The organism is Paractinoplanes atraurantiacus (genome assembly GCF_900215205.1).
GTDB classification, from domain to species: Bacteria; Actinomycetota; Actinomycetes; order Mycobacteriales; family Micromonosporaceae; genus Actinoplanes; species Actinoplanes atraurantiacus.
Genome location: NZ_OBDY01000001.1, coordinates 595,270 through 619,593 on the forward strand (window position 1 = coordinate 595,270; position 24,324 = coordinate 619,593).

24 protein-coding genes are annotated in these 24,324 nt (G+C 69.8%); 19 read left to right on the forward strand and 5 right to left on the reverse strand.

The annotated features are described in order from the left end of the window. Positions 1-2: 2 nt before the first annotated feature. Positions 3-914: a sulfate adenylyltransferase subunit CysD gene (gene cysD / locus CRP55_RS02780; protein ID WP_097317836.1), complete on the forward strand. Its 912-nt coding sequence runs from the start codon at positions 3-5 to the stop codon at positions 912-914. Then, on the forward strand, positions 914-2,212 hold the full coding sequence (cysN, locus tag CRP55_RS02785) for a sulfate adenylyltransferase subunit CysN (RefSeq protein ID WP_097317837.1): 1,299 nt from the start codon (positions 914-916) through the stop codon (positions 2,210-2,212). Before cysD ends, cysN begins: the two co-directional genes overlap by 1 nt. Here the strand turns inward: cysN and CRP55_RS02790 are convergent. Beyond that, positions 2,196-3,014 carry an ATP-binding protein gene (locus CRP55_RS02790; RefSeq protein WP_097317838.1) on the reverse strand — a complete coding sequence of 273 codons (819 nt, stop codon included), beginning with the start codon at positions 3,012-3,014 and terminating at the stop codon, positions 2,196-2,198. The genes cysN and CRP55_RS02790 overlap by 17 nt on opposite strands. A gap of 96 nt (positions 3,015-3,110) precedes the next feature. Between CRP55_RS02790 and CRP55_RS02795 the strand changes: the two genes are divergently transcribed. The 7 genes from CRP55_RS02795 (at position 3,111) to CRP55_RS02825 (ending at position 11,368) form a co-directional block, all read left to right on the forward strand. Next, the gene (locus CRP55_RS02795; protein WP_097317839.1) at positions 3,111-4,112 is read left to right on the forward strand and encodes a LacI family DNA-binding transcriptional regulator; all 1,002 of its coding nucleotides are present in this window, start codon (positions 3,111-3,113) and stop codon (positions 4,110-4,112) included. A 77-nt stretch (positions 4,113-4,189) separates the two neighbouring features. Then, entirely contained in the window at positions 4,190-5,632 is a 1,443-nt protein-coding gene (arfA, locus tag CRP55_RS02800) for an arabinosylfuranosidase ArfA (protein WP_097317840.1), read from the forward strand. Then, positions 5,632-6,966, forward strand: a complete 1,335-nt coding sequence (locus CRP55_RS02805; RefSeq protein WP_179854990.1) for an ABC transporter substrate-binding protein — start codon at positions 5,632-5,634, stop codon at positions 6,964-6,966. The genes arfA and CRP55_RS02805 overlap by 1 nt, the downstream gene beginning before the upstream one ends. Beyond that, entirely contained in the window at positions 6,956-7,885 is a 930-nt protein-coding gene (locus CRP55_RS02810) for a carbohydrate ABC transporter permease (protein ID WP_097317841.1), read from the forward strand. The genes CRP55_RS02805 and CRP55_RS02810 overlap by 11 nt, the downstream gene beginning before the upstream one ends. Then, the gene (locus CRP55_RS02815) at positions 7,882-8,706 is read left to right on the forward strand and encodes a carbohydrate ABC transporter permease (RefSeq protein ID WP_097317842.1); all 825 of its coding nucleotides are present in this window, start codon (positions 7,882-7,884) and stop codon (positions 8,704-8,706) included. The genes CRP55_RS02810 and CRP55_RS02815 overlap by 4 nt, the downstream gene beginning before the upstream one ends. A 2-nt stretch (positions 8,707-8,708) precedes the next feature. Then, on the forward strand, positions 8,709-10,379 hold the full coding sequence (locus CRP55_RS02820; protein WP_097317843.1) for a glycoside hydrolase family 43 protein: 1,671 nt from the start codon (positions 8,709-8,711) through the stop codon (positions 10,377-10,379). Next, on the forward strand, positions 10,373-11,368 hold the full coding sequence (locus CRP55_RS02825) for a glycoside hydrolase family 43 protein (RefSeq protein ID WP_218854014.1): 996 nt from the start codon (positions 10,373-10,375) through the stop codon (positions 11,366-11,368). The genes CRP55_RS02820 and CRP55_RS02825 overlap by 7 nt, the downstream gene beginning before the upstream one ends. Here CRP55_RS02825 and CRP55_RS02830 read toward each other — a convergent pair. The 3 genes from CRP55_RS02830 to galE are packed head-to-tail and all read right to left on the reverse strand — an operon-like array spanning position 11,365 to position 13,728. After that, a complete protein-coding gene (locus tag CRP55_RS02830; RefSeq protein WP_097317844.1) occupies positions 11,365-11,568 on the reverse strand; it encodes a hypothetical protein in 204 nt (67 codons plus the stop codon). The two genes, CRP55_RS02825 and CRP55_RS02830, sit on opposite strands and share 4 nt — an antisense overlap. 40 nt (positions 11,569-11,608) lie before the next feature. Further along, complete coding sequence (gene galK, locus CRP55_RS02835; RefSeq protein ID WP_097317845.1) at positions 11,609-12,757, reverse strand: galactokinase; 1,149 nt, start codon at positions 12,755-12,757, stop codon at positions 11,609-11,611. Then, a complete protein-coding gene (gene galE / locus CRP55_RS02840; protein WP_097317846.1) occupies positions 12,754-13,728 on the reverse strand; it encodes a UDP-glucose 4-epimerase GalE in 975 nt (324 codons plus the stop codon). The genes galK and galE overlap by 4 nt, the downstream gene beginning before the upstream one ends. A 138-nt stretch (positions 13,729-13,866) precedes the next feature. On the opposite strand from galE, the gene trpS reads away from it, so the two are divergent. Genes trpS through CRP55_RS02860 form a run of 4 tightly spaced genes read left to right on the forward strand, consistent with a single transcriptional unit; the run spans position 13,867 to position 16,762 of the window. Beyond that, positions 13,867-14,889, forward strand: a complete 1,023-nt coding sequence (gene trpS, locus CRP55_RS02845) for a tryptophan--tRNA ligase (protein WP_097317847.1) — start codon at positions 13,867-13,869, stop codon at positions 14,887-14,889. Between the two features lie 6 nt (positions 14,890-14,895). Beyond that, positions 14,896-15,426 carry a 2'-5' RNA ligase family protein gene (locus CRP55_RS02850; protein ID WP_097317848.1) on the forward strand — a complete coding sequence of 177 codons (531 nt, stop codon included), beginning with the start codon at positions 14,896-14,898 and terminating at the stop codon, positions 15,424-15,426. Between the two features lie 21 nt (positions 15,427-15,447). Then, a complete protein-coding gene (locus tag CRP55_RS02855; protein ID WP_097317849.1) occupies positions 15,448-16,359 on the forward strand; it encodes a YihY/virulence factor BrkB family protein in 912 nt (303 codons plus the stop codon). Between the two features lie 7 nt (positions 16,360-16,366). After that, complete coding sequence (locus CRP55_RS02860; RefSeq protein WP_097317850.1) at positions 16,367-16,762, forward strand: hypothetical protein; 396 nt, start codon at positions 16,367-16,369, stop codon at positions 16,760-16,762. Here the strand turns inward: CRP55_RS02860 and CRP55_RS02865 are convergent. Next, positions 16,752-17,336 carry a TetR/AcrR family transcriptional regulator gene (locus tag CRP55_RS02865; protein ID WP_179854991.1) on the reverse strand — a complete coding sequence of 195 codons (585 nt, stop codon included), beginning with the start codon at positions 17,334-17,336 and terminating at the stop codon, positions 16,752-16,754. The genes CRP55_RS02860 and CRP55_RS02865 overlap by 11 nt on opposite strands. Before the next feature lie 100 nt (positions 17,337-17,436). On the opposite strand from CRP55_RS02865, the gene CRP55_RS52740 reads away from it, so the two are divergent. The 6 genes from CRP55_RS52740 (at position 17,437) to CRP55_RS02900 (ending at position 24,320) form a co-directional block, all read left to right on the forward strand. After that, on the forward strand, positions 17,437-18,567 hold the full coding sequence (locus CRP55_RS52740) for a hypothetical protein (protein ID WP_179854992.1): 1,131 nt from the start codon (positions 17,437-17,439) through the stop codon (positions 18,565-18,567). A gap of 28 nt (positions 18,568-18,595) precedes the next feature. Beyond that, entirely contained in the window at positions 18,596-18,856 is a 261-nt protein-coding gene (locus tag CRP55_RS02880) for an SCO4848 family membrane protein (RefSeq protein ID WP_097317851.1), read from the forward strand. A gap of 195 nt (positions 18,857-19,051) precedes the next feature. Next, complete coding sequence (locus CRP55_RS02885; RefSeq protein WP_097317852.1) at positions 19,052-20,146, forward strand: BMP family lipoprotein; 1,095 nt, start codon at positions 19,052-19,054, stop codon at positions 20,144-20,146. A gap of 123 nt (positions 20,147-20,269) precedes the next feature. Next, a complete protein-coding gene (locus CRP55_RS02890) occupies positions 20,270-21,787 on the forward strand; it encodes an ABC transporter ATP-binding protein (RefSeq protein WP_342751509.1) in 1,518 nt (505 codons plus the stop codon). Further along, complete coding sequence (locus CRP55_RS02895) at positions 21,784-23,046, forward strand: ABC transporter permease (RefSeq protein WP_097317854.1); 1,263 nt, start codon at positions 21,784-21,786, stop codon at positions 23,044-23,046. Before CRP55_RS02890 ends, CRP55_RS02895 begins: the two co-directional genes overlap by 4 nt. 5 nt (positions 23,047-23,051) lie before the next feature. Then, positions 23,052-24,320, forward strand: a complete 1,269-nt coding sequence (locus CRP55_RS02900) for an ABC transporter permease (RefSeq protein WP_097317855.1) — start codon at positions 23,052-23,054, stop codon at positions 24,318-24,320. Positions 24,321-24,324 lie beyond the last annotated feature (4 nt).

Sequence of the window (24,324 nt, forward strand, 5' to 3'; positions counted from 1 at the left end):
CCATGAGCCAGACGAAGCCGTACCGCGTCTCGCACCTGGATGCCCTCGAAGCCGAGGCCATTTTCGTGATGCGCGAGGTCATGGCGGAGTTCGAGCGTCCCGTCCTGCTCTTCTCGGGTGGCAAGGACTCGATCGTCATGCTGCGCCTGGCCGAGAAGGCCTTCGCCCCGGCCCGCATCCCCTTCCCGGTCATGCACGTCGACACGGGGCACAACTTTCCCGAGGTGCTCGACTACCGCGACACCCGGGTCGCCACCCTCGGCCTCAACCTGGTCGTGGCCAGCGTCCAGGAGGCGATCGACACCGGCCTGGTGCGCGAGCTGCCCGACGGCACCCGCAACCGCATCCAGACCCCGGTGCTGCTGGCCGCGGTCGAGAAATACCGCTTCGACGCCCTGTTCGGCGGCGCCCGTCGCGACGAGGAGAAGGCACGCGCCAAGGAGCGCATGTTCAGCTTCCGCGACGAGTTCGGCCAGTGGGACCCGAAGAACCAGCGTCCCGAGCTGTGGGCCCTCTACAACGGCCGGCACCACCCGGGCGAGTCGATCCGGGTGTTCCCGCTCTCCAACTGGACCGAGCTGGACATCTGGCACTACATCGCCAAGGAGCAGGTCCCGCTGCCGAGCATCTACTACGCCCACGACCGCGAGGTCGTCGAGCGTAACGGGATGTTCTACGCGGTGAACGAGTTCATCCAGCTCAAGGACGGCGAGACGTCCGAGGTGCGCCGGGTCCGCTACCGCACGGTGGGCGACGCCTCGCAGACCGCCGCGGTGCTGTCGGAGGCCGACACGGTGGAAAAGGTGATCGACGAGGTCGCCGCGACCCGGATCACCGAGCGTGGCGCGACCCGCGGTGACGACAAGGTCAGCGAGGCCGCGATGGAAGACCGCAAGCGAGAGGGTTACTTCTGATGAGTCAGGCCGTCCTGGAGAACGAGACGGCGCCTTCGGCGCGCATGGACCTGTTGCGGTTCGCCACCGCGGGCAGCGTCGACGACGGCAAGTCCACCCTGATCGGGCGTCTTCTGTACGACACCAAGACCATCTTCGCCGACCAGCTCGAGGCCGTCGAGGCGGCCAGCGCGTCGCGCGGCGACGAGTACACCAACCTGGCGCTGCTCACCGACGGCCTTCGGGCCGAGCGCGAGCAGGGCATCACCATCGACGTGGCCTACCGCTACTTCGCCACGCCGCGGCGGAAATTCATCATCGCCGACACCCCCGGGCACATCCAGTACACCCGGAACATGGTCACCGGCGCCTCCACGGCCGACCTCGCGCTGATCCTTGTCGACGCGCGCAAGGGCCTGGTCGAGCAGTCCCGCCGGCACGCGTTCCTGACGTCGCTGCTGCGGGTGCCGCACCTGGTGCTCTGCATCAACAAGATGGACCTGGTCGACTGGGACAAGGCGGTCTACGACCGGATCGCCGACGAGTTCACCTCGTTCGCGGCCAAGCTCGAGATCACCGACCTGACGATCATCCCGGTGTCGGCGCTCAACGGCGACAACATCGCGTCGCGCTCGGAGAACAGCCCCTGGTACGACGGGCCGTCGCTGCTGCACCACCTGGAGCACGTGCACATCGCCAGCGACCGCAACCTGGTCGACGTGCGCTTCCCGGTGCAGTACGTGATCCGCCCGCAGTCGACCACGGTCACCGACTACCGCGGCTACGCCGGCCAGGTCGCCTCGGGCGTGCTCAAGCCGGGCGACGACGTGATGGTGCTGCCGTCCGGGCTGACCAGCAAGATCGCGGCCATCGACACCGCGGACGGGCCGGTCGACGAGGCCTTCCCGCCCATGTCGGTCACGGTCCGGCTGGCCGACGAGATCGACATCTCGCGCGGCGACATGATCTGCCGCCCGCACAACGCGCCCGCGGTGGCCCAGGACATCGAGGCGATGGTCTGCTGGATGGACGAGTCGGCGCCGCTGCGCGTCGGCGGGAAATACGCCATCAAGCACACCACCCGCTCGGCCCGGACTGTCGTGCGCGGCCTGCAGTACCGGCTGGACGTCAACACCCTGCACCGGGACGAGGCGGCGGGCGAGCTGAAGCTCAACGAGATCGGCCGGGTGCGCCTGCGCACGACGGTGCCGCTGCTCGCCGACGAATACCGGCGCAACCGCACCACCGGCGGCTTCATCCTGATCGACGAGAGCACCAACCGCACGGTCGGCGCCGGAATGATCATCGAAGCCCAGTAACGCGCGAGCCTGGGCGGCGCGGTTGCAGCGTCGCCCAGACGACCTTTCCGGTACTGGTCGGCAGCGTCCCCCAGGCGGTCGCGGTGCCGTCCACGACCCGCAGGCCGAGCCCTCGATCGTCGAGCGGCCGGCCGCGGAGCACACGGCTCGGCTTGATCAGGCGCGGCGGCTCGGGGCAAAGGTCGGACACGATCATGTGCAGCCCGGGCCCACGCAGGCTGACCACCACCGTCATCTCGGTGCGGGCGTGCTCGACCGCGTTGGTGACCAGCTCCGACATGACGGTCCGGCTCGGATGCAGCAGTTCCGGGAGGTTCCAGGCCAGGCAGGCGTCGCTGACCAGGTTGCGGGCCAGGCTGGGCGCCTCGGGGTCGGGCCGCAGCGTCAGGCTCAGGCGCTCGGTCAGCGGCAAGCGGCCGGCGATGGACACCCGGGCCTGCCTCACCTTGGCGTAGACGGGCAGGTGATTGCGGGCGCCGAGGCGCTGGAGCCGGTCGGCCAGCGGCAGGTCGGGCGGGACGCAGAGGGCCAGCTGGACGGGCGGCTCCATCGCCGCCGCCGTGAGCCGGGCGTTGATCCAGGTGGGCGCGCTGCGCGCCCCGGGGTCGTCGAGTCCGGAGAGGTCCACGATGATCGCCTCGGGGTGCTCGGCCAGGCATTTCTGCAAGCGTGTGCTGCTGCGCTGCCACAGCGCGCGGTCCCAGGGACCGGCGACGGTCACCAGGGCGACCGAGGCGTCGTGATCGCTTTCGACATGCACGGCGGACTCCTCGGTCGGCAGACACGCTGCGCTCATGGACATGCCGTCACGGTAATCGCGAACGCAGATCCACTAGTCGCCCCTTAGCTCCGCCGGGTGATCGGACTTAAGTACTGCAACGTTGTATAGTCCACATTCGTGCCGCCGGGCCTCAAGGATGTCGCCGCGCGGGCCGGTGTGTCGATCAAGACGGTCTCCAATGTCGTCAACGGTTACGTGCACGTGGCCCCGGCGACGCGTGCCCGCGTGCAGGCCGCCATCGAGGCGCTCGGCTACGTGCCCAACATGGCCGCCCGCCAGCTGCGCAGCGGCCGTTCCGGGGTGATCGCCCTGGCCGTGCCCGAGCTCCAGTCGCCGTATTTCGCCGAGATCGCCGGCCTGATCGTGCAGGCGGCCGAGCAGCGTTCCTGGACCGTCCTGATCGACCAGACCGACGGGCAGGCCGAGCGCGAGCGCAACCTGGTCGCCGGGCTGCGCCGGCACGCCATCGACGGGCTGATCTTCAGCCCGCTCGCGCTGGCCGGCGAGGAGCTGGCGGTCGAGAGCGGGACTCCGATGGTGCTGCTCGGCGAGCGGGTGTGGCACGGGCCGGCCGACCACGTGGCCATCGACAACACCGCGGCCTCGGCCGACGCCACCCGTCATCTGACCTCACTGGGCCGCCGGCGGATCGCCGCGATAGGCGTGCAGGACAGGCCCTCGGCCGTGACCGCGCACCAGCGGCTGGCCGGCTTCCGGTCGGTGCTGGCCGAGGCCGGGCTCCAGGGCCGCGAGGCGCGGGTGGAGAGCTTCCACCGGGCCGACGGCGCCGCCGCGATGGCCCGGCTGCTGGACGAGGGCGAGCCGCCGGACGCGGTCTTCTGCTTCAACGACCTGCTCGCCCTGGGCGCGATCCGCACGCTGCTGGAGCGTGGCCTGAGCGTGCCCGGCGACGTCGCCGTGATCGGCTTCGACGACATCGAGGACGGCCGCTTCTCCACGCCGACGCTGAGCACGATCGCGCCGGACGCCCCGCGGATCGCCCAGCTCGCCGTCGATCTGCTGGCCGAGCGTCTCGGCGACGGCCCGGCCGCGGGTGGCGCCCCGCGGGAGCTTCGCGTCGACCACCGCCTTGTGGTCCGCGAGAGCACCTCCGCCTGAAACAAGTTACGGCTGGATTTCACAACGTTTACCGCCGTCTCTTTACAACGATGAATGCAACGTTGTAAAAACATGGCATGGCAGTGGCGCACCTCACTCTCGATCCCGCCTTCTCCGTCGCACCGGTCGACCGGCGGCTCTTCGGCTCCTTCGTGGAGCACATGGGCCGCTGCGTCTACACGGGCATCTTCGAACCCGGTCACCCCACCGCCGACGACGACGGTCTGCGCGGCGACGTGCTCGAGCTGGTCCGCGAGCTCGGCGTCAGCACCGTGCGCTATCCGGGCGGCAACTTCGTCTCCGGCTATCGCTGGGAGGACGGCGTCGGCCCGCGTGGCGACCGTCCCCGCCGCCTCGACCTGGCCTGGCGCGCCCTGGAGAGCAACGCCTTCGGGCTCAACGAGTTCATGCGGTGGACCGGCCTGGCCGGCGTCGAGCCGATGATGGCGGTCAACCTCGGCACCCGCGGCGTCGAGGCCGCGGCCGAGCTCGTCGAATATTGCAACCTGCCCGACGGCACGGCCGCCGCCGACCTGCGCCGCAAGCACGGCGTGGCCCGGCCGCACGACGTGAAGCTGTGGTGCCTGGGCAACGAGATGGACGGCCCGTGGCAGATCGGCAGCCTCACCGCCGTCGAGTACGGGCAGCTGGCGGCCCGGGCCGGGCACGCGATGCGGCGGGTCGACCCGAGCATCGAGCTGGTCGCCTGCGGCAGCTCCAACTCGGGTATGCCGACCTTCGCGTCCTGGGAGGCGACGGTCCTCGAGCAGGCGTACGACCAGGTCGACTACATCTCGCTGCACAACTACTACGACCCGGAGAAGTACGACGAGGCCACCTTCCGGGCGTCCGCTGTGGACCTCGACGGGTTCATCGACGACGTCGTGGCCACCGCCGATTTCGTACGGGCGAAGCTGCGCCGGACCAAGCGCATCAAGCTCTCGCTCGACGAGTGGAACGTCTGGTACCAGAGCCGCTTCACCGAGCCCGAGGACCGGGAGATCGAGGAGCTGCCGGCGCTGATCGAGGACGACTACAACGACACCGACGCCATGGTGGTCGGCAACCTGCTGATCAGCATGCTGCGGCACGCCGACCGGCTCGCCGTCGGCTGCCAGGCCCAGCTGGTCAACGTGATCGCGCCGATCCGCACCGAGCCCGGCGGCCGGGCCTGGCGGCAGACCATCTTCCACCCGTTCGCGCACACCGCCCGGCTGGCCCGCGGCACCGTGCTGCGGCCGGCCCTGACCGCGCCGGCCATGGCCACCGGCCGCCACGGCGAGGTGCCCGCGGTCGACGCCGTGGCCACTCACGACGAGGAGTCCGGCGCCCTCACGGTCTTCGTCGTCAACCGCGGCACCGAGCCGGTGCCGCTCACCCTCGATCTGCGCGCCTTCCCGCGGCACCGTCTGGCGCGGCACCACACGCTCACCGGCGAGACGGCTGTCTCCCCGGGGAGTGAGCTCGTCCTCCCGCCCGTCTCCTGGCACGCCCTGTGCCTCACTCCCGAGGAGTCATAGTGAATCTTCAATTCTCCCGACGGGGCCTGCTCGGTCTCACCGCCGGCGCCGGCGGAGCCGTCCTGCTCGGCGCGTGCGGCGACAGCGGGCCCAACGAGAAGGTCACCGGCGGCGGCCAGAACGCCGCGCCGGCGCCGACCGCGTACACCGGGCCGAACGTGGCCCTGGCCTTCTGGAACGGCTTCACCGGTGGCGACGGCCCGTTCATGAAGAAGCTGGTCGACCAGTTCAACACCGAGAACCCGAACATCAAGGTCTCGATGAACACCTATCAGTGGGCCGACTACTACCAGAAGGTGCCGGCCGCGGTCGCCACCGGCAACGGGCCCGACGTCGGCATCATGCACGTCGACAACGTGGCCACCAACGCCGCCCGCGGCGTCATCCTGCCGCTGGAGGACCTGGCCAAGGCGCTGAACTTCAAGGCCGAGGACTTCTCGCCGCCGGTGTGGAACGCGGGCGTCTACAACAACACCCGCTACGCGATCCCGCTCGACGTGCACCCGCTCGGCTTCTTCTACAACAAGACCGTCATGGAGAAGGCCGGCCTCGACCCCGAGAAGCCGCCGACCACCAACGACGAATATCTCGACGCGCTCGACAAGATGAAGGCCAAGGGCATCCAGGGCGACTGGGTCACCCCGTTCGAGTTCACCGGCAGCATGCAGTTCCAGTCGCTGCTGTGGCAGTTCGGCGGCAACCTGTTCGACGAGCAGGCGACCAAGGCGCTCTACGCCGAGCAGCCGGGCGTGCAGGCGCTGACCTGGATGACCGACCACATCAAGAACGGCTGGAGCCCCAAGAACGTGGCTCAGGACGCCGACCTGGTGGCCTTCCGCAACGGCAAGAACGCCTTCAACTGGAACGGCATCTGGACCATCAACACGCTCAAGGAGGACAAGAACCTCCAGTGGGGTGTGTCGGCGCTGCCGCAGATCGGCACGCAGAAGGCGGCGTGGGCCGGCTCGCACCAGTTCGTGCAGTTCAAGCAGAAGGCCAAGGACGACAACAAGCTGGCCGCGGGCAAGGTCTTCATCAACTGGATCAGCCAGCACTCGATCGAGTGGGCCAAGGGCGGCCAGGTGCCGGCCCGGGCCGAGATCAGAAACAGCGCCGAGTTCAAGGCGCTGCCGGAGCAGTCGGCGATCGGCTCGCAGATCGACGACCTGCACTTCCTGCCGCCGAAGCCGGGCATCGCGGAGGCGATGGCGACCGTCGTCACCGCGATCAACGAGGCTGTCCTGGGACGCAAGGAGCCGGCCAAGGCGCTGTCCGACGGCGCCGCCAAGGCCAACCAGCTCCTGGAGCAGAACGCGAAGAAGTATGGCGGCTGACCTGGCAGTCAAGGAGCAGGTGAGTACGGAGGCGCGCGCCGGTGGCCGGATCCGGCGTACCGGCGCGCTCACCCCGTACCTCTTCGTCCTGCCGTACTTCGTGGTCTTCGCGACGTTCGTGCTGGCGCCGGCGGTGTACGGGCTGTGGATCAGCCTGCACGACTGGGACTACCTGCTGCCGGGCAAGCCGTTCGTCGGGCTGGACAACTATCGGGCGCTGTTCGACTCGAGCTCGGCGGTCTTCGACTTCTTCTGGGAGAGCATGTCGGCGACCGGGATCTTCACGGTCCTCAGTGTGCCGTTGCTGCTGACCGTGCCGCTGGCCATCGCGTTGATGCTCAACCGGAGCTTCAAGGGGCGCACCTTCTTCCGGGCGGTCTACTTCGCGCCGTACGTGCTGGGCGTGGCCGTGATCGGTGTGCTCTGGCGCTTCCTGCTCGACCCGAACCTGGGTGTGGTCAACGCGATCCTGCCCGGCGCCGCCCCGTGGACCACGGCGCTCCCGTGGGCCTGGATCACGCTGGTCGGCGTCACGGTCTGGTGGACGCTCGGCTTCAACGCGGTGATCTACCTGGCCGGCCTCCAGGACATTCCGAAGGAGTTGTACGAGGCGGCCCGCATCGACGGTGGCGGCAAATGGGCCGAGTTCCGCCACGTGACGCTGCCCGGCCTGCGCCCGGTGCTGCTGTTCGTCACGGTCAACACGATCCTGGTGTCGGCCAACATGTTCGGGCAGTCGTACCTGATCACGCAGGGCGCGCCCGGCACCGAGACCCGCACCGCGATCATGTACATCGCCCAGGTCGGCCTGGCCGACTACAAGATGGGCAGCGCCGCCGCCATGAGCTATCTGCTCACCGTCGGCCTGCTGCTGATCAGCGCGGTTGTCTTCCGCCTGTTCCGGGAGAAGGACGCATGAGACGCGTAAAGCCGATCGCCTGGTACACCGTCCTGATCGGACTGAGCCTGGTCTTCATCGCGCCGCTGGTGTGGATGCTGCTCACCGCCTTCAAGACGCCCGGCGAGGCGACCCGGGTGCCGCCCACGGTGTTCCCGCAGGAGCCGACCACGAGCGCCTTCAGCACGCTCATGGGCAACGACCAGACGCCGGTGCTGCGCTGGTTCCTCAACAGCGTGCTCGCCGCGACCGGGCAGGCCCTGCTCGTGCTGGCGGTGGCGTCGATGGCCGCGTACGCCCTGGCCCGCCTGGAATTCCGCTTCAAGCGGCTGATCTTCGGCATGATCATCGCGACGCTCTTCATACCGAGCTTCGTGCTGATCATCCCGAACTTCCTGATCGTCGACCGGTTCGGCATGCTCGACACGCTCTGGGCGCTGATCATCCCGGGGGCGGCCGGCGCGTTCGGCGTCTTCTTCCTGCGGCAGTTCTTCCTGAGCCTGCCGCGGGAGCTGGAGGAGGCGGCCGTGCTCGAGGGGGCCAACTCCTGGCAGATCTTCACCCGGGTCGTGCTGCCGCTGTCGAAGCCGGCCCTGGCCACCCTCGCGGTGATCAGCTTCCTGACCAACTGGAACGACTTCATCTGGCCGATCTACGTGCTGTTCAGCCCCGACCAGTTCACGCTGCCGCCCGGCCTGGCGATCCTGCAGGGCGCCTACACGATCAACTACCCGGTGATCATGGCGGGGGCGCTGATCGCCAGCATCCCGGTGCTGCTGCTGTTCGTGGTCGCGCAGCGCTACGTGATCGAGGGTGTCTCCCGCTCCGGACTGAAAGGATGACCATGCGACGCCTGGTCGCCGCGGTTGCGGCGCTGCTCCTCCTGCCCGCTCTGACCGCCGCCGGGAGACCCCGGCCCCAGAACCCCGTCTCGGCCTCCTTCGCCGACACGTTCGCCGACCCGGTCATCGTGCGGGGAGACGACGGGCTTTATTACGCGTACGGAACCTCCGACCCGCTCCGCGAGGGCGAGCGCACACCGCATCGCATCCCGATGGCGCGCTCGGCCGACCTGGCGAACTGGAAGTACGTGGGCGACGCCTTCACCGGCCTGCCCGCGTTTGCGGCGGAGGGCGCCTCACTGTGGGCACCGGACGTTCGCAAGATCGGCAAGCGCTGGGTCATGTACGTGACCGTGACCGAGACTTCTCCCGGCGCCTCGGCGATCGGCGTCGCCACCGCGCCCACCCCGACCGGGCCGTGGACCTTCACGGCGGAACCGGCCGTGCCGCCGCGCGCGGCCCCCGGCGGCGGCTGGTGGTGGACCTTCGACCCGTCCCAGTTGACCACGCCGGACGGCAGGAAGTACCTCTACTACGGCAGCTACTTCGGCGGCATCTGGGTCAGCGAGCTCACCGCCGACGGCCTGCGGATCACCGGCACCCCGACGCGGGTCGCCATCGACAACAAGTTCGAGGGTGCGTACGTCGTACGCCGCGACGGTTTCTACTACCTGTTCGCCTCCTCGGCCAACTGCTGCGCCGGCCCGACCACCGGATATTCGGTGTCGGTGGGCCGATCCCGCAGCCCGCTCGGCCCGTTCACCGACCGCGACGGCCTGCGACTCGACGTCTCGCGGGCCGGCGGCACCCCGGTGATCGCGCCGAACGGCAACCGCTGGGTCGGCACCGGGCACAACGGACTGATCACCGACCGGTCCGGGCAGGACTGGTTCGTCTACCACGCCATCGACCGCGACGACCCGTACCTGGACGAGCCGTTCGGCATCAACGAGCGCCCGATGCTGCTCGACCGCCTCGACTGGATCGGCGGCTGGCCCACGGTCAACCGGGGCGCCTGGGCCTCCGGCGGGCCGAGCGGCACCGCCGTCACGCCGTCACCCGGCCGTCTCCTGCGCCAGTACTCCGACGAGTTCGGCACGCTCGGCGCCGGCTGGGACTTCGTGCGGCCCGACCCGGCCGTGACCACCGGCTCCGGGGCGCTGCGCTGGCCGGTGCAGGGCGCCGACCTGACCGGCACGTCGAACAACGCCGGGGTGCTGCTGCGCGACCCGCCGGCCGGCTCGTGGATCGCCGAGACGAAGCTGACGCTGCCGCTCGGCGAGGACTCGGTGCGCAACTACCAGCAGGCCGGGCTCATCGCGTACGCCAATGACGATCTTTTCGCCCGGCTCAGCGCGGTGGCCATCTGGAACACGCGGCAGGTCGAGTTCGGCAAGGAGATGCCGTACGCCGGAGCGCTGTCCTACGGCGGCACGATCGCCGGCACCCCCGGGCTCGAGACCACCTGGCTGCGCCTGGCCCACCGGGTCGACCCGGCCAACGGCGAGCACGAATACCGGGCCGGGGTGAGCCGCGACGGCAAGCGCTGGACGTGGGGCGGGGTGTGGACCCTGCCCGCCGACAGTTCACCGCGTGTCGGCCTGGTCGCGCACGGCGGCGCCGAGCCGGCGGTCACCGCGTCGTTCGACTACCTCCGGTTCTACCGGTGGTGAGACGGTTCCTGTTGATGGCCGTGGTGGCGCTGCTCGCGGGCTGCGACACCACGGCCGCCACCCCTCCAGAGGACAAAGTGGACACCTTCACCAATCCGGTCTTCGGCGAGAACTTCCCCGATCCGGGCGCGCTTCTCGTCGGCGGGACCTGGTACGCGTACGGAACGAACAGCTCGGCCGAGAACGTGCCGATCCTGACCTCGGCCGACCTCGTGCACTGGACCCCGGCCGGTGACGCCCTGCCTCAGGTCGGCCGATGGGCCGAGCGCGGGCACACCTGGGCGCCCGAGGTGATCGAGGGTCCCGGCGGCACCTATCTGCTCTATTACACGGCCCGGTCGACCGCGACCGGCCGCCAGTGCGTGGGCGTCGCCGTGGCCGGCACGCCCGGCGGCCCGTTCACCGACGACGCCGCCGAGCCGCTGGTCTGCCAGGCCACCGAGGGCGGGTCGATCGACGCCAGCCCCTACCTCGACGAGTCCGGTGGCCGCTGGCTCTACTGGAAGAACGACGGCAACGCGGTCGGGCAGCCCACCTACCTCTACGGCGCCCGGCTCGACGACGCCGGCCGTGCCATCGACGGCGAGCCGAAACGGCTGCTGCGCAACGACGCCGACTGGGAGGCGCACGTCATCGAGGCGCCCCAGATGGTCCGCCACGACGGAAAGCTCTACCTCTTCTATTCGGCGAACGCGTTCGACGCCGACGCCTACGCCCTGGGCTACGCCACCTGCGACGGCCCGCTCGGCCCGTGCCGCAAGGCGCCGGAGAACCCGATCCTGCGCTCGTCGGCCGCCGCGGCCGGACCCGGCCACGGCTTCCTGGTCACCCTGCCCACCGGCGCGACCTGGATGCTCTACCACGCCTGGCCGGACGGCGCGGTGGGCAGCGTCGCGCCCGGCCGGCAGCTCTGGCTCGACCGGGTCGACTGGATCGACGGGAGACCGGTGGTCAAGGGACCGACGGCCGAGGCGCAGCCGGTGCCCTAGGACTCGTCCTTGTGGTGGTGGCGGCCCTCCGCCACCTCCTCGATCGCCTCGACGATCGCGCCGGTCAGGTCGCCGGCCGGAACGGCGATGCTCTCGCCGAAGCCTTCGGCGGGCTCCCGCTCGGGCTGCGGCGCGGTGCCGTCCCCGGCGAAGCCGAACTCGTTGGGCTCGTCCTGCTCTGTTTCCCGTGGAGTGGTCATGCCCCTGCGCATACCCGCGGGGGCATGACCTGAAGCGTTCCTAGGCGGTGATCGCGGTCGCGCCCGGCCCGGCCGTCACCGTCCAGCACGTGGGTGCCTTGAAGCCCCTCTGTGCGTACGCCGCCTCGACCGCCTCCGTGGTCACCTGGGCCTTGCCGGCCTCGATGAGGGCCAGGACGCAGCCGCCGAAGCCGCCGCCGGTCATCCGGGCCCCGAGGGCGCCGGCCGCGATCGCGGCCTCGACCGCGACGTCGACCTGGTCCACGGTGATCTCGAAGTCGTCGCGCATCGAGGCGTGGCCGGCGGTCAGCACCGGCCCGATCTCGCGGACGCGGCCCTCGCGCAGCAGGGCGACGGTGTCGAGCACCCGCTGGTCCTCGGTGACGATGTGGCGCACCCGGCGGCGCATCACGTCGTCGCCGAGGCGGGGCAGGACGTTGTCGAGGTCGGCGACCGAGATGTCGCGCAGCGCGGGGACGCCCAGGATCGCGGCCGCCTCCTCGCACGACTTGCGGCGGGCGCCGTACTCGCCGTCGACGTGCTGGTGCGGGGCGTTGCTGTTGATGACCAGGATGGCCAGGCCCTCGGCGGCCAGGTCGAACGGGATCTGGTCGACCTCGAACGAGCGGCAGTCGAGGAAGAGGGCCTTGCCCTCCTGACACCGGATGGACGCCGACTGGTCCATGATGCCGGTCGGCGCGCCCACGTAGACGTTCTCGGCGCGCTGGGCGATCGACGGCCGGCGGTCGAGCGGCACCTCAAGCCCGCCCAGGTCGACCAGCGCGGTCAGCACGGCCGACTCCAGGGCGGCCGACGACGACAGGCCGGAGCCGAGCGGCACCTCGGAGGCGAGCGCGATGCGGGCGCCGGGCACCTCGTGGCCGTCCTCGGCCAGGGCCCAGACGACCCCGGCCACGTAGGCGGCCCAGCCGGTGACCTCGCCGGGCTGGGTCAGCCCGAACGAGACGGCCTCGTCGGTGAAGGTGGAGCAGACGGTCCACTCGCCGGCCGGGGCCGGGCTGACCGCGGCCACGGTGCGCTGCGGCAAGGCGAACGGCAGCACGAAGCCGTCGTTGTAGTCGGTGTGCTCACCGATCAGGTTGACCCGGCCGGGAGCGGCCCAGAGACCTGCGGGCTCTTCACCGAACTGCTTGCGATACGCCTCTACGGCGTCGTTGATGACACTCATGCCACGTGCTTTCGGTAGAAGGTCCAGGCGTCACCGATCATGTCCTGCAGGGTGTTCTTCTGCGGGACCCAGCCCAGCTCTTCCCGCGCGCGGGCGGACGACGCGACCAGGGTGGCCGGGTCGCCCTCGCGGCGCGGGGCGATCTCGATCGGCAGCTCGGCGCCGGTGACCTCGCGGGCCGCCTCGACGACCTGGCGGTTGGAGAAGCCGTTGCCGTTGCCCAGGTTGTAGATGCGGTGCTCGCCCGGGGTGGCGGCGTCCAGCGCCAGCAGGTGGGCCCGGGCCAGGTCTTCCACGTGGATGTAGTCGCGCACGCAGGTGCCGTCGGGGGTCGGGTAGTCGTCGCCGAACAGCTGGAGCTTGTCGCGCTTGCCGGCGGCGGCCTGAAGCGTGATCGGGATCAGGTGGGTCTCGGGGTCGTGCCGCTCGCCGATCTCGTGGCCGTCGCGGATGTAGGCTCCCGCGACGTTGAAGTAGCGCAGCGAGACCGCGGCCAGGTTGTGCGCGAACGTCTCCGAGGTGAGCGCGTAGTCGAACGCCAGCTTGGTGGCGCCGTACGTGTTCGTGGGGGCCTTGGCCGCGTTCTCGGTGATCGGCAGCTCGACCGGGTTGCCGTAGACGGCGGCGGTGGAGGAGAAGATGACCCGCGGCACCCGGGCGGCCCGGATCGCGTCGAGCAGGGCCAGCGATTTCACCACGTTGTCGTGCCAGTACAGCTCGGGCTTGGTCATCGACTCGCCGGCCTGGATGAGCCCGGCGAAGTGCAGCACCGCGTCGAAGCCGGCCTCGGGGGTCAGCACCTGCGCGGCGTCGGCGATGTCGGCCTGCACGAAGGTGGCGTCGGGCGCGACGGCCTCACGGAAGCCCCGGACCAGACTGTCCAGGACCACTACCTCGTGGCCGGCGTCGAGCAGCAGGCGGCTGGTGATGCTGCCTACGTAGCCGGCACCCCCGGTGACGAGCAGTTTCACGGTGTGGTTCCCCCTAGCTGGGCGTTTGCGTCAACCTTACGTTCCATCACTTTCGATCAAAAGTCAACAGGTTCGAACATGCGACAGGTCCCACCGGGGTGTTCGCGCCCCGACCTTGGGGGCTGACACAATGGGCTCATGTCCGATCTCGCCCGTCGCCCGCGCGTGCTTTCCGGCATTCAGCCGACCGCCGACTCGTTCCACCTCGGCAACTACCTCGGCGCGGTGCGCAACTGGGTGTCGATGCAGGAGACCCACGACGCCTACTACTGCGTCGTCGACCTGCACGCGATCACGATGGGCCACGACCCGGCCGCCCTGCGGGCCCGCAGCCGCGTCTCGGCCGCGCAGCTGCTCGCCGTCGGGCTCGACCCGGAGCGCTGCACGCTGTTCATCCAGTCCCACGTGCCCGAGCACGCGCAGCTCGGCTGGGTGCTCAGCTGCATCACCGGCTTCGGCGAGGCCGGCCGGATGGTCCAGTTCAAGGACAAGTCGGCCAAGGCCGCCGACAGCACCACCGTCGGCCTGTTCACCTACCCGATCCTCCAGGCCGCCGACATCCTGCTCTACCAGGCCGACCAGGTGCCGGTGGGCGAGGACCAGCGGCAGCACCTCGAGCTCACCCGCGACCTGGCCCAGCGGTACAACACCCGCTTCGGCAAGACGTTCACGGTTCCCTCGGCGTACATCGTCAAGGACACCGCCAAGATCACCGACCTTCAGGACCCGACCTCGAAGATGTCCAAGTCGGCCTCCTCGCCGAACGGCATCATCGAGCTGCTGGAGGACCCGGCCCGCTCGGCCAAAAAGATCAAGTCGGCGGTCACCGACACCGGGCGCGAGATCCTCTACGACGAGGAGAACAAGCCGGGCGTGAGCAACCTGCTCACCATCTACGCCGCGCTCACCGCGCGGACCATAGACGATCTGCTGGAGCAGTACGAGGGACGCGGCTACGGCGACCTCAAGAAAGACCTGGCCGAGATCGTGGTCGACTTCGTCAAGCCGATCCAGGAGCGCACCCGGGCCTATCTCGACGACCCGGGCTACCTCGACAAGGTGCTCGCGATCGGCGCCGAGAAGGCCCGCTCGGTCGCGTCGGTGACGCTCGCCGAGGCGTACAAGAACATCGGTTTTTTGGCCCCGGCGCGCGAGGTCTGATCGGCGGTGGCGGACCCCCTCTTCACCCGGATCGGCGTCGCTATCGACATCCCCGAGCCCTGGGGCGAGCAGCTGACTCGCCGCCGGGCCGAGGCGGGTGACCCGCAGGCGGCCTACACCCCGGCCCACGTGACGCTGCTGGGGCCGACCGAGGTGCGCACCGAGGCGCTGCCGTCGATCGAGCGGCATCTGGAGAAGGTGGCCGCGGCCCAGCCGCCGTTCACCATCCACCTGCGTGGCACCGGCACGTTCCGGCCGATCACCGAGGTGGTCTTCGTGACGCTGGCCGTCGGCATCAGCGAGTGCGAGCTGCTGGCCGAGGCGATCACGGCGTCCGACGAGGTCAACCGCGACTCCCGCTTCCCGTACCACCCGCATGTGACGGTGGCCCAGGACGTGCCGGCCGAGGCGCTGGACGCGGCGTTCGACGATCTGGCCGGTTTCTCGGCGAAGTTTGGAGTGCCGGCCTTCACGCTGTTCTCGCACGGCGGCGAGGGGCCGTGGAAACGCCGCCGCGACTACCCGCTGGGTTCGTAGTTTTTCGGCTACCTTCAGCGCGTGAATCCGATCGATCGGGCGTACGACACCGCGGAGATGCAGATTCTCCGGTTGCGCCGGCGCTCGAAATACTTCGATCACCTCAGCCGGGCCCTGCTGCGTTTCTGGGAGGCGCAGGGCGGGCGCCTGGCCGCGGCCATCGCGTACTACGGGTTCTTCGCCGTCTTCGCGCTGCTGCTGATCGGATATTCGATCTTCGGCATCCTGCTGGACAACAACAAGGAGCTGTTCGAGGTCGTCAGCGACTTCCTCCGGCAGAACCTGCCCTTCCTCGACGTGCCGGCCATCCTGGCCAGCGGAAAGACCGTCGGCATCGTGGGCATCATCGGCCTGACCTTCACCGGCATCGCCTGGGTCGAGGCGATCCGCTCGTCGCAGCGGCTGATCTGGCGCCTCAACGAGCAGCCCGGATACATCGGGGTGCGGCAGGCGCTCGACCTGCTGGTGCTGCTCGGCATCCTGGCCCTGCTCGCGCTCAGCCAGCTCGCCGTCTACGGGCTGGAGAAGCTGCTGGCCTGGATGGCCGACGGCATCGTGCAGTCCACGGTGAGCTGGGCCCTCACGGTGGCGGTCAACATGCTGCTGGCGGCGGCGCTGCTGGCCGCGGTGCCCCGGTTGCGGATGACGGTGCGGCGGATGACTCCGCCGGTCCTGCAAGTCGGTATCGGTGTGACATTGCTCAACACGGTGGGCAAGTCGTTCGTCGGCCTGGTGCAGCGCAACCCGGCCTACGGACTGGTCGGCTCGGCCGTCGGCGTGCTGGTCTACCTGTACGTCTTCAATCAGCTGCTGCTGTTCGGGGCGGCCTGGGCGGCGACCAGCCCGCACGGCCGCGTGATCGACCTGTCAGCTGACGATAAAAGTGCTCCGGTGGGGCAAAATACCTGGATTCGGCACAGCCGCCCGGAATGATGTGCCCGTGGGCACTCTCGTGACGCTCGACCTGCCCGCCGGATCGCCGGTGGCCGACCTTCCCTGGGTCATCACCATCGGCGCGCTCGGCGACGAGGAGGACTGGGAACCCGTGGTCTGCGGGCCGTACGAACGCGCGCACGCGCTCGCCCTGGCCCAGGCCGTGGTGGCCGACGAGGATCTGATGGCGGTGGTCGAGCCGCTGCTGCCGCGGCCCGACGCCGAGGCCATCCGCTCCGAGATCGCGCTGGCCCGCGCGGTGGCTTCGTCGCCGGCCGACGACGAACCGGACCAGGAGGCGTACGAGACCCGGCGGGTGCGCCCGGGCCGCCCGCCGACCGAGGCCGAGGTACGCGAGGGCTGGTCCCGGATAGCGGCCCGGCTGACCGTTCCTACCGGTTGATCAGCTCCCGGATGCCCCGCATGTAGATCTCCTTGTCCGGCCCGCCGGTCAGCAGCCGTTGCAGGGCATAGCCGGGCACGAACGAGTAGTAGGCGCTGGTCACGGCCTCGACGTCGGTGCCGGCGGGCAGCTCGCCGCTCTCCACCGCGTGCTCCACCAGCACCTGCAGGGCCTTGCGCAGCGTCGTGTAGCGCTCGTGGGCGATCGCGGCGATGGCCGGGTCGATGGACGCCTCGGCCCACACCTGCAGCGCGATGGGCAGGGTGCCGCCGGGGCCCATCTGGGCCTCGATGGCCTCCAGCACGGCCTCCATGGACTCGGCCAGCGGCAGGCGGCGGGCGGCCACGGCGTGGATGTGCTGGAGGATGCCGCTGGTCACGGTCTCGGCGATGGCGGCGATGATCTCGTCCTTGGACTTGAAGTAGCGGTAGACCGCACCGACCGAGAGGCCGGCCTCCTTGATGAGGTCCTGCATCGACGTGTTGTGCAGGCCCTTGGTCACGAAGCAGGCGCGGGCGGCCTCGAGGATCTGCTGCCGCCGGGCGTTGAGGTGTTCTTCCGATACGCGTGGCACGTCCCACAGTGTAAAACGAACGCTCGTTCTTGACACGATCTCGTGGTGAGGGGCACTCTGAGCCTACAAAGAGAATGAGTGTTCGTTTTAGGAGTCAGAGATGCGACGCAACGCCATCACCCTCGGCGTGCTCATCGCGGTCGCGGTGGTCGCCGTCCAAGCCCTGCTCATCCCGCTCTTCGCCGCGCCCGCGGCCAACCTGGCCCCGCGCGACCTGCCACTGGCCGTGGCCGGTCCGCCCGCGATCGCCGCCCAGCTCGAGTCCGGCCACCCCGGCGCCTTCGAGATCACCACGGTCCCCGACGCCACCGCCGCCGACGCCGCCATCCAGGACCGCGAGGTGTACGGCGCGATCGTCGTCACCGCCTCGGGCCCGGAGGTTCACATCGCCTCAGGCGCCTCGCCCACCGTGGCCGCCTTGCTCACCCAGGCCGCGACCGGCCTCGGCTCTCAGCCCGCCGCGCCCGGCGGCGCCACCCAGCCTGCCCCGCCCACTCAACCCGCCGCGCCCGCGCAGTCCATCCAACCCGCCGCGCCCGCGCAGCCCACCCAACCCGCCGCGCCCGCGCAGCCCGCTGGATCCTCCGCGGCCGGTGTGGGCGGCGTCGTGGTGAAGGATGTCGTGCCGCTGGATGCGGACGACCCGCGCGGGGCCGGGTTCGGGGCGGCCTTCCTGCCGCTCGCGATCACCAGCATGATCGCCGGGATTCTGGTTTTCATGCTGCTCAAGCACCGCGCGGCCCGCGTTGTCGGGCTGGTCGCCTACGGCGCCTTCGCCGGGCTCGGCGCGGCCGCGGTGCAGCAGTTCTGGCTGGGCATCGTGCCGGGGGACTACCTGGCCGTGGCCGGGGCGCTGGGTCTGTTCGCGCTCGGTATGTCGGCGGCCGTGGCCGGGCTGGCGGCGCTGCTCGGTGAGCCCGGCATCGGTCTCGGCGTGCTGATGTTCTTCCTGGTCGGCAACGCGATCTCCGGCATCTCGGCGGCGCCCGAGCTGCTGCCCCAGCCGTGGGGCGCCGTCGGGCAGTGGCTGCCGATCGGCGCCGGCGGGTCGTTGCTGCGCTCGGCCTCCTACTTCGACGGGCACGGCGCGAGCTTCCCGGTCGCGGTGCTCACGGCGTACACAATCGGGGGTCTGATTTTGGTCTTGATCGGCCGCAAGCGGCTCGGAACAGTCGGTGCGGAGGTCGTGGGGGAGACGACGGCCTCACCCGAGCTGGTCCCGGCGAGGTAGGCGACCGGCCCGCTGCGATAGTGGGCGCATGGTGATCTCGCGGCGATGGGCGGTCTTCCTGACGGCGGTCGGGGTGTGGACCTGGGTGATCTGGCCCCGGTTCGGCCTGGCGATCTGGCAGGACGACCGCTCGTTCGCCGACGGGCGGCCGACGTCCTTTCTCATCGTCCACGCCGCGCTGATCGCCACCTCGCTGGCGGTCGGCACGGCCGTCGGCGTCCTCGGAATCCGGGCATGGCGGACTTCCCGCAAGTTGTCCGCTGTCGCGGCGGGTGCGCCGAAAGATTAAGGGCTTGTTACCGCCCGGCCCGGGAAATTGCCGCAGTATCGGATCTAAGCGACGACCGGTGTGCCCTGCGATTGCGGGCAGATAACGGTGCGCCAACAGTCCGGACCAAACTGCCTCCGCCGCCCTGGCCTGCGGCTACGCTCCCGCGTTGAAGACTCACCGACATGTGTCGGTGTGCGTTGGAAGGAGGGCGTCTTGCGCCCAGTACGTGGGAACCGGATCGTTGCGATTCTCGCGGCAGGTGGGCTGACGCTCGCTGCCGCGGCCTGTGGTGACGCCCCTGACGACACCCCCGCCGGCAGCGGCTCGAGCGCTGCCGCCGCATACAAGGCCTGCATGGTCACCGACACCGGCGGCATCGACGACAAGTCGTTCAACGCGTCCGCGTGGGCCGGCCTTCAGGCCGCGAAGACCAAGGCCAGCAACGTCGACCCGAAGTACGTGGCTTCGTCGGCCGAGGCCGACTACGAGCCCAACCTGCGTGGCTTCGTCACGCAGAAGTGCAACTTCACGCTCGCCGTGGGCGGCCTGATGATCGACGCGACCAAGAAGATCGCGTCGGAGAACACCAGCTCGCAGTTCGGCATCGTGGACGGCGCCGTCGCCGGCGCGAGCAACGTCTACCCGATGCAGTTCGCCACCGACGAGGCCGCGTTCCTCGCCGGCTACCTGGCCGCGGGCTACTCCAAGACCAAGAAGGTCGCGACCTTCGGCGGCATGAAGCTGCCGACCGTCGCCATCTTCATGGACGGTTTCGTCGACGGCGTGAAGTACTACAACGAGCAGAAGAAGGCCAACGTCCAGGTCCTGGGCTGGGACAAGGCCAAGCAGACGGGCTCGTTCACCGACGACTTCGCCAGCCCGGCCAAGGGCAAGTCGCTGGCCAACACGTTCGTCGCCCAGGGCGCCGACGTGATCCTGCCGGTCGCCGGCGGCACCGGCCTCGGCGCGGCCGAGGTCGCGCAGGGCTCGGCCGGCAAGGTCTCGATCGTCTGGGTCGACCAGGACGGCTGCAAGAGCGCCGCGCAGTTCTGCGACGTCTTCCTGACCACCGTGGTCAAGAACATCACCGACGCGGTCGAGAAGGCTGTCGTCTCCGGCGCCACCGGTCAGCCGCTCGCGGCCACCCCGGGCTACCTGGGCAAGCTGGAGAACGACGGTGTCTCGCTGGCGCCGTACAACAACTTCGACAGCAAGATCGACGCCACCCTCAAGACCGAGGTGGAGACCCTGAAGGCCGACATCGTGTCGGGCAAGGTCAAGGTCGAGTCGACCAACGCGCCGAAGTGACATTGCGCTAGGTAACATTTCGCCGCCGCCAGTCGCGAGTCTTCCTCGCGGCCGGCGGCGGCTTCACCTGTTCAGACACCTGTAGTACAAGCCGAGCGTCAGGAGATTCCGCTGAGACTCGAATTGCGCGGCATCACCAAGCGCTTCGGCGACCTGGTGGCCAACGACCACATCGACATCACCGTCGAGCCGGGCGAGGTCCATGCCCTGCTCGGTGAGAACGGCGCCGGCAAGTCGACGCTGATGAACCAGCTGTACGGCCTGCTCCAGCCGGACGAGGGCGAGATTCTCGTCGACGGCGAGAAAAAGGTCTTCCGCAGTCCCCGCGACGCCATCGCCGCCGGCATCGGCATGGTCCACCAGCACTTCATGCTGGTACCGGTCTTCACCGTGGCCGAGAACATCGCGCTCGGGGCCGAGGAGGTGCGCGGCGGCCCGCTCGGCTTCCTCGACCGCCGCCGCAACCGCAAGGACGTGCTGGAGACCTCGCAGCGGTACGGCCTGCCGGTCGACCCCGACGCCCTGGTGGAGAACCTGCCGGTCGGCGCGCAGCAGCGCGTCGAGATCGTCAAGGCGCTCACCCGCGACGTCGACCTGCTGATCCTCGACGAGCCGACCGCGGTGCTCACCCCGCAGGAGACCGACGAGCTGCTGGCCGTGATGCGCTCACTGGCCGAGACCGGCAAGTCGATCGTCTTCATCACTCACAAGCTGCGCGAGGTCAAGGCCATCGCCGACCGGATCACGGTCATCCGCCGGGGCCGCACCGTGGGCACCGCCACCCCTGACACCTCCGAGGACGAGCTGGCCGCCCTGATGGTCGGCCGCGACGTCAGCCTCGAGGTGGCCAAGGAACCGGCCCAGCCCCAGGGCGAGGTGCTCGAGGTCGCCGGCCTGATCGTCGACGACGACCGCGGTGTCCGCGCCGTCGACGGCGTCGACCTGACCGTCCGGGCCGGCGAGGTGCTCGGCATCGCGGGCGTGCAGGGCAACGGGCAGACCGAGCTGGTCGAGGCGATCATGGGCCTGCGCCCGGCCCGGTCCGGCACGATCCAGCTCGAGGGCGAGTCGCTGATCGGCAAGAGCACCAAGCAGGTGCTGCGCTCCGGCGTCGGCTACGTGCCCGAGGACCGCAGCCTCGACGGCGTGGTCAAAGACTTCTCGGTGGCCGAGAACCTCGTGCTCGACATGTACGACCGGCCTCCGTACGGCAGCGCCTTCAAGCTCAACCCCAAGGCGATCGCGGTCAACGCGGCCGAGCGGGTCGAGCAGTTCGACATCCGGGTCTCGTCACCGCAGTCGGCGGTCGGCAACCTCTCCGGCGGCAACCAGCAGAAGGTCGTCGTGGCCCGGGAGATGTCCCGGCCGCTGCGGCTGTTCATCGCCGCCCAGCCGACCCGCGGCGTGGACGTCGGCTCGATCGAGTTCATCCACAAACAGATCATCCACGAGCGCGACAACGGCACCGCGGTGCTGGTGGTCTCCAGCGAGCTCGACGAGGTGGTCGGCCTGGCCGACCGGATCGCGGTCATGTACCGCGGGCGGGTCCTCGCCATCGTCTCGCCGGACACCCCGCGTGAGGAGATCGGCCTGCTGATGGCCGGCATCACGGGCACCAACGACGAAGAGGACGGCCAGTGACCACGGAAGTAGCACCTCCTGAGAAGAAGGAGGAGGAACCGAAGCGGGAGACGTTCATCTCGCTCTTCCTGCAGAACCTCTGGTCGGCCAACACGGTCACGGTCACCTTCCTGTCGATCTTCCTGGCGCTGGTCATCGGCGCCGTTCTGATCGTGATCTCCGACTCGCAGGTGCTCTCCTACTTCGAGTACTTCACCTCCCGGCCCAGCGACGCCCTCAACGCGAGCTGGGACCTGATCAGCCAGGCCTACGCCGACCTGTTCAAGGGCGCGATCTTCGACCCGGCCGCGTTCCAGGCCTGGTTCGACGGCACCGGCACCTGGCAGGCCGCGTTCGGGCCGATCTCCGAGACGCTGACGTACGCGGCGCCGCTGGTCTTCACCGGCCTGTCGGTCGCGATCGCCTTCCGCGGCGGCCTGTTCAACATCGGCGGCCAGGGCCAGGCGGTCATCGGCTGCGTCACCGGCGGCGTGGTCGGCTTCGCGGTCGGCCTGCCGGTCGGCCTGCACCTGCTCGTGGCGCTGCTCGCCGGCTTCCTCGGCGGCGCCCTCTGGGGCTTCCTGCCCGGCCTGCTCAAGGCCCGCACCGGCGCCCACGAGGTGATCACCACGATCATGCTCAACTACATCGCCACGCTGTTCCTGAGCTGGCTGATCCTGCAGAACGGCGTCCGCGACCCCGATCGCACCGACGCGATCAGCAAGACCATCGAGTCGTCGGCCCAGCTGCCCGCCCTGCCCTCGCCGCTGCGGGTGCACCTGGGCATCGTGCTCGCGGTCGTGGCCACCGCGGTCGTGGCCTGGCTGCTCAACAAGTCGCCGTTCGGCTTCGAGCTGCGCGCGGTCGGCGTCAACCCGCCGGCCGCCAAGACCGCCGGCATGAGCGTCGCCAAGACGTACACCCTGCTCATGGTCATCGCCGGTGGTCTGGCCGGCCTCGGCGGCGCCGTCCAGGTGCTCGGCACCGCCGACAAGCTGACCGCCCAGGTGGCCGGCAACATCGGCTTCGACGGCCTGCTGGTCGCCCTGCTCGGCCGCAACAAGCCGTGGGGCACGCTGCTGGCCGCCATCCTGTACGGCGCCCTGCGCGCCGGCGGCAACCTGATGCAGGTCGACGCGGGCATCTCGCTCGAGCTGGTCACCGTGCTCCAGGCCCTGATCGTCATCTTCATCGCCGCGCCGGCCCTGGTGAAGGCGATCTTCCAGCTCCGCGCCGCCCGTTCCGCACGGCTCGGCACCACGATGGCGAAGGGCTGGTGAGCCACATGTCGACCGCGACCGTGGAAGACCTGACCGAGATCACCGCCCCCGACCGCTTCTGGAACCGTCAGCGCCGCCTCGGCGCCGCCCTGGTCATCATCGGCCTGATCGCGGCGATCGTCTTCGGCTCGCTGGCCGAGTCGAAGACCGCCAAGTTCACCCTCAGCGAGGACGCCGAGGGCGCCGCGCTGTCGATCAACGGCCAGTTCGGCGCCATCCTGTTCGGCGTCGTGACCATCGCGGCCGGCGCCGCCCTGCTGGCCGGCGTGGCCAAACGCTGGCAGACGTGGCTGCTCGGCCTGGGCATCGTCACGTTCGTCCTGTCGTTCCTGTGCTGGCAGGTCGCCGGCAAGTTCCTGCCCCTGGTCGACACGGTCAGCGGCTCGCTCGAGCTGGCCCTGCCGCTGATCCTGGGCGCGCTGGCCGGTGTGCTCTGCGAGCGCTCCGGCGTGGTCAACGTGGCCATCGAGGGCCAGTTCCTGATGGGCGCGTTCGGCGCGGCCCTGGTCGGCACCCTGGCCACCAGCGTCTGGGCCGGCCTGATCAGCGCCATCGTGGGCGGCGTCATCATCGCCGCCATGCTGGCCTGGCTGGCCATCCGCTTCCTGGTCGACCAGGTCGTCGTCGGCATCGTGCTCAACCTGTTCGCGCTCGGCGTCACCGGCTTCCTCTACGAGCGGCTGATGCAGCCCGATGCGCTGAAGTACAACTCGCCGCCGCGCCTGCCCGAGTGGAAGATCCCCGGCCTGGCCGACATCCCGGTGATCGGCCCGGTGCTGTTCGACACCAACCTGCTGGTCTGGATCGCCCTGATCCTGGTCTTCGTCATCCACTTCGGGCTCAAGCGGACCCGCTGGGGCCTGCGCACCCGGGCGGTCGGCGAGCACCCGACGGCGGCCGACACCGTCGGCATCCGGGTCCGTGGCCTGCGCTACATGAACGTCCTGCTGGGCGGCGTGGTGGCCGGCATCGGCGGCGCGTACTTCACGCTGGTCTCGACCAGTGCCTTCAACAAGAACATGACGGCGGGCGCGGGCTTCATCGCGCTGGCCGCCCTGATCTTCGGCCGCTGGACGCCGTTCGGCGCCCTCGGCGCGGCCCTGTTCTTCGGCTTCGCCCAGAAACTGGCGAACTACCTGAGCGCGGTCGGCAGCCCGGTACCGAACCAGTTCCTCAACATGCTCCCGTACATCGCCACCATCATCGCCGTGGCCGGCCTGGTCGGCCGCGTCCGGGCCCCGGCCGCCGACGGCGTCCCCTACGTGAAGAGCTAAAAAT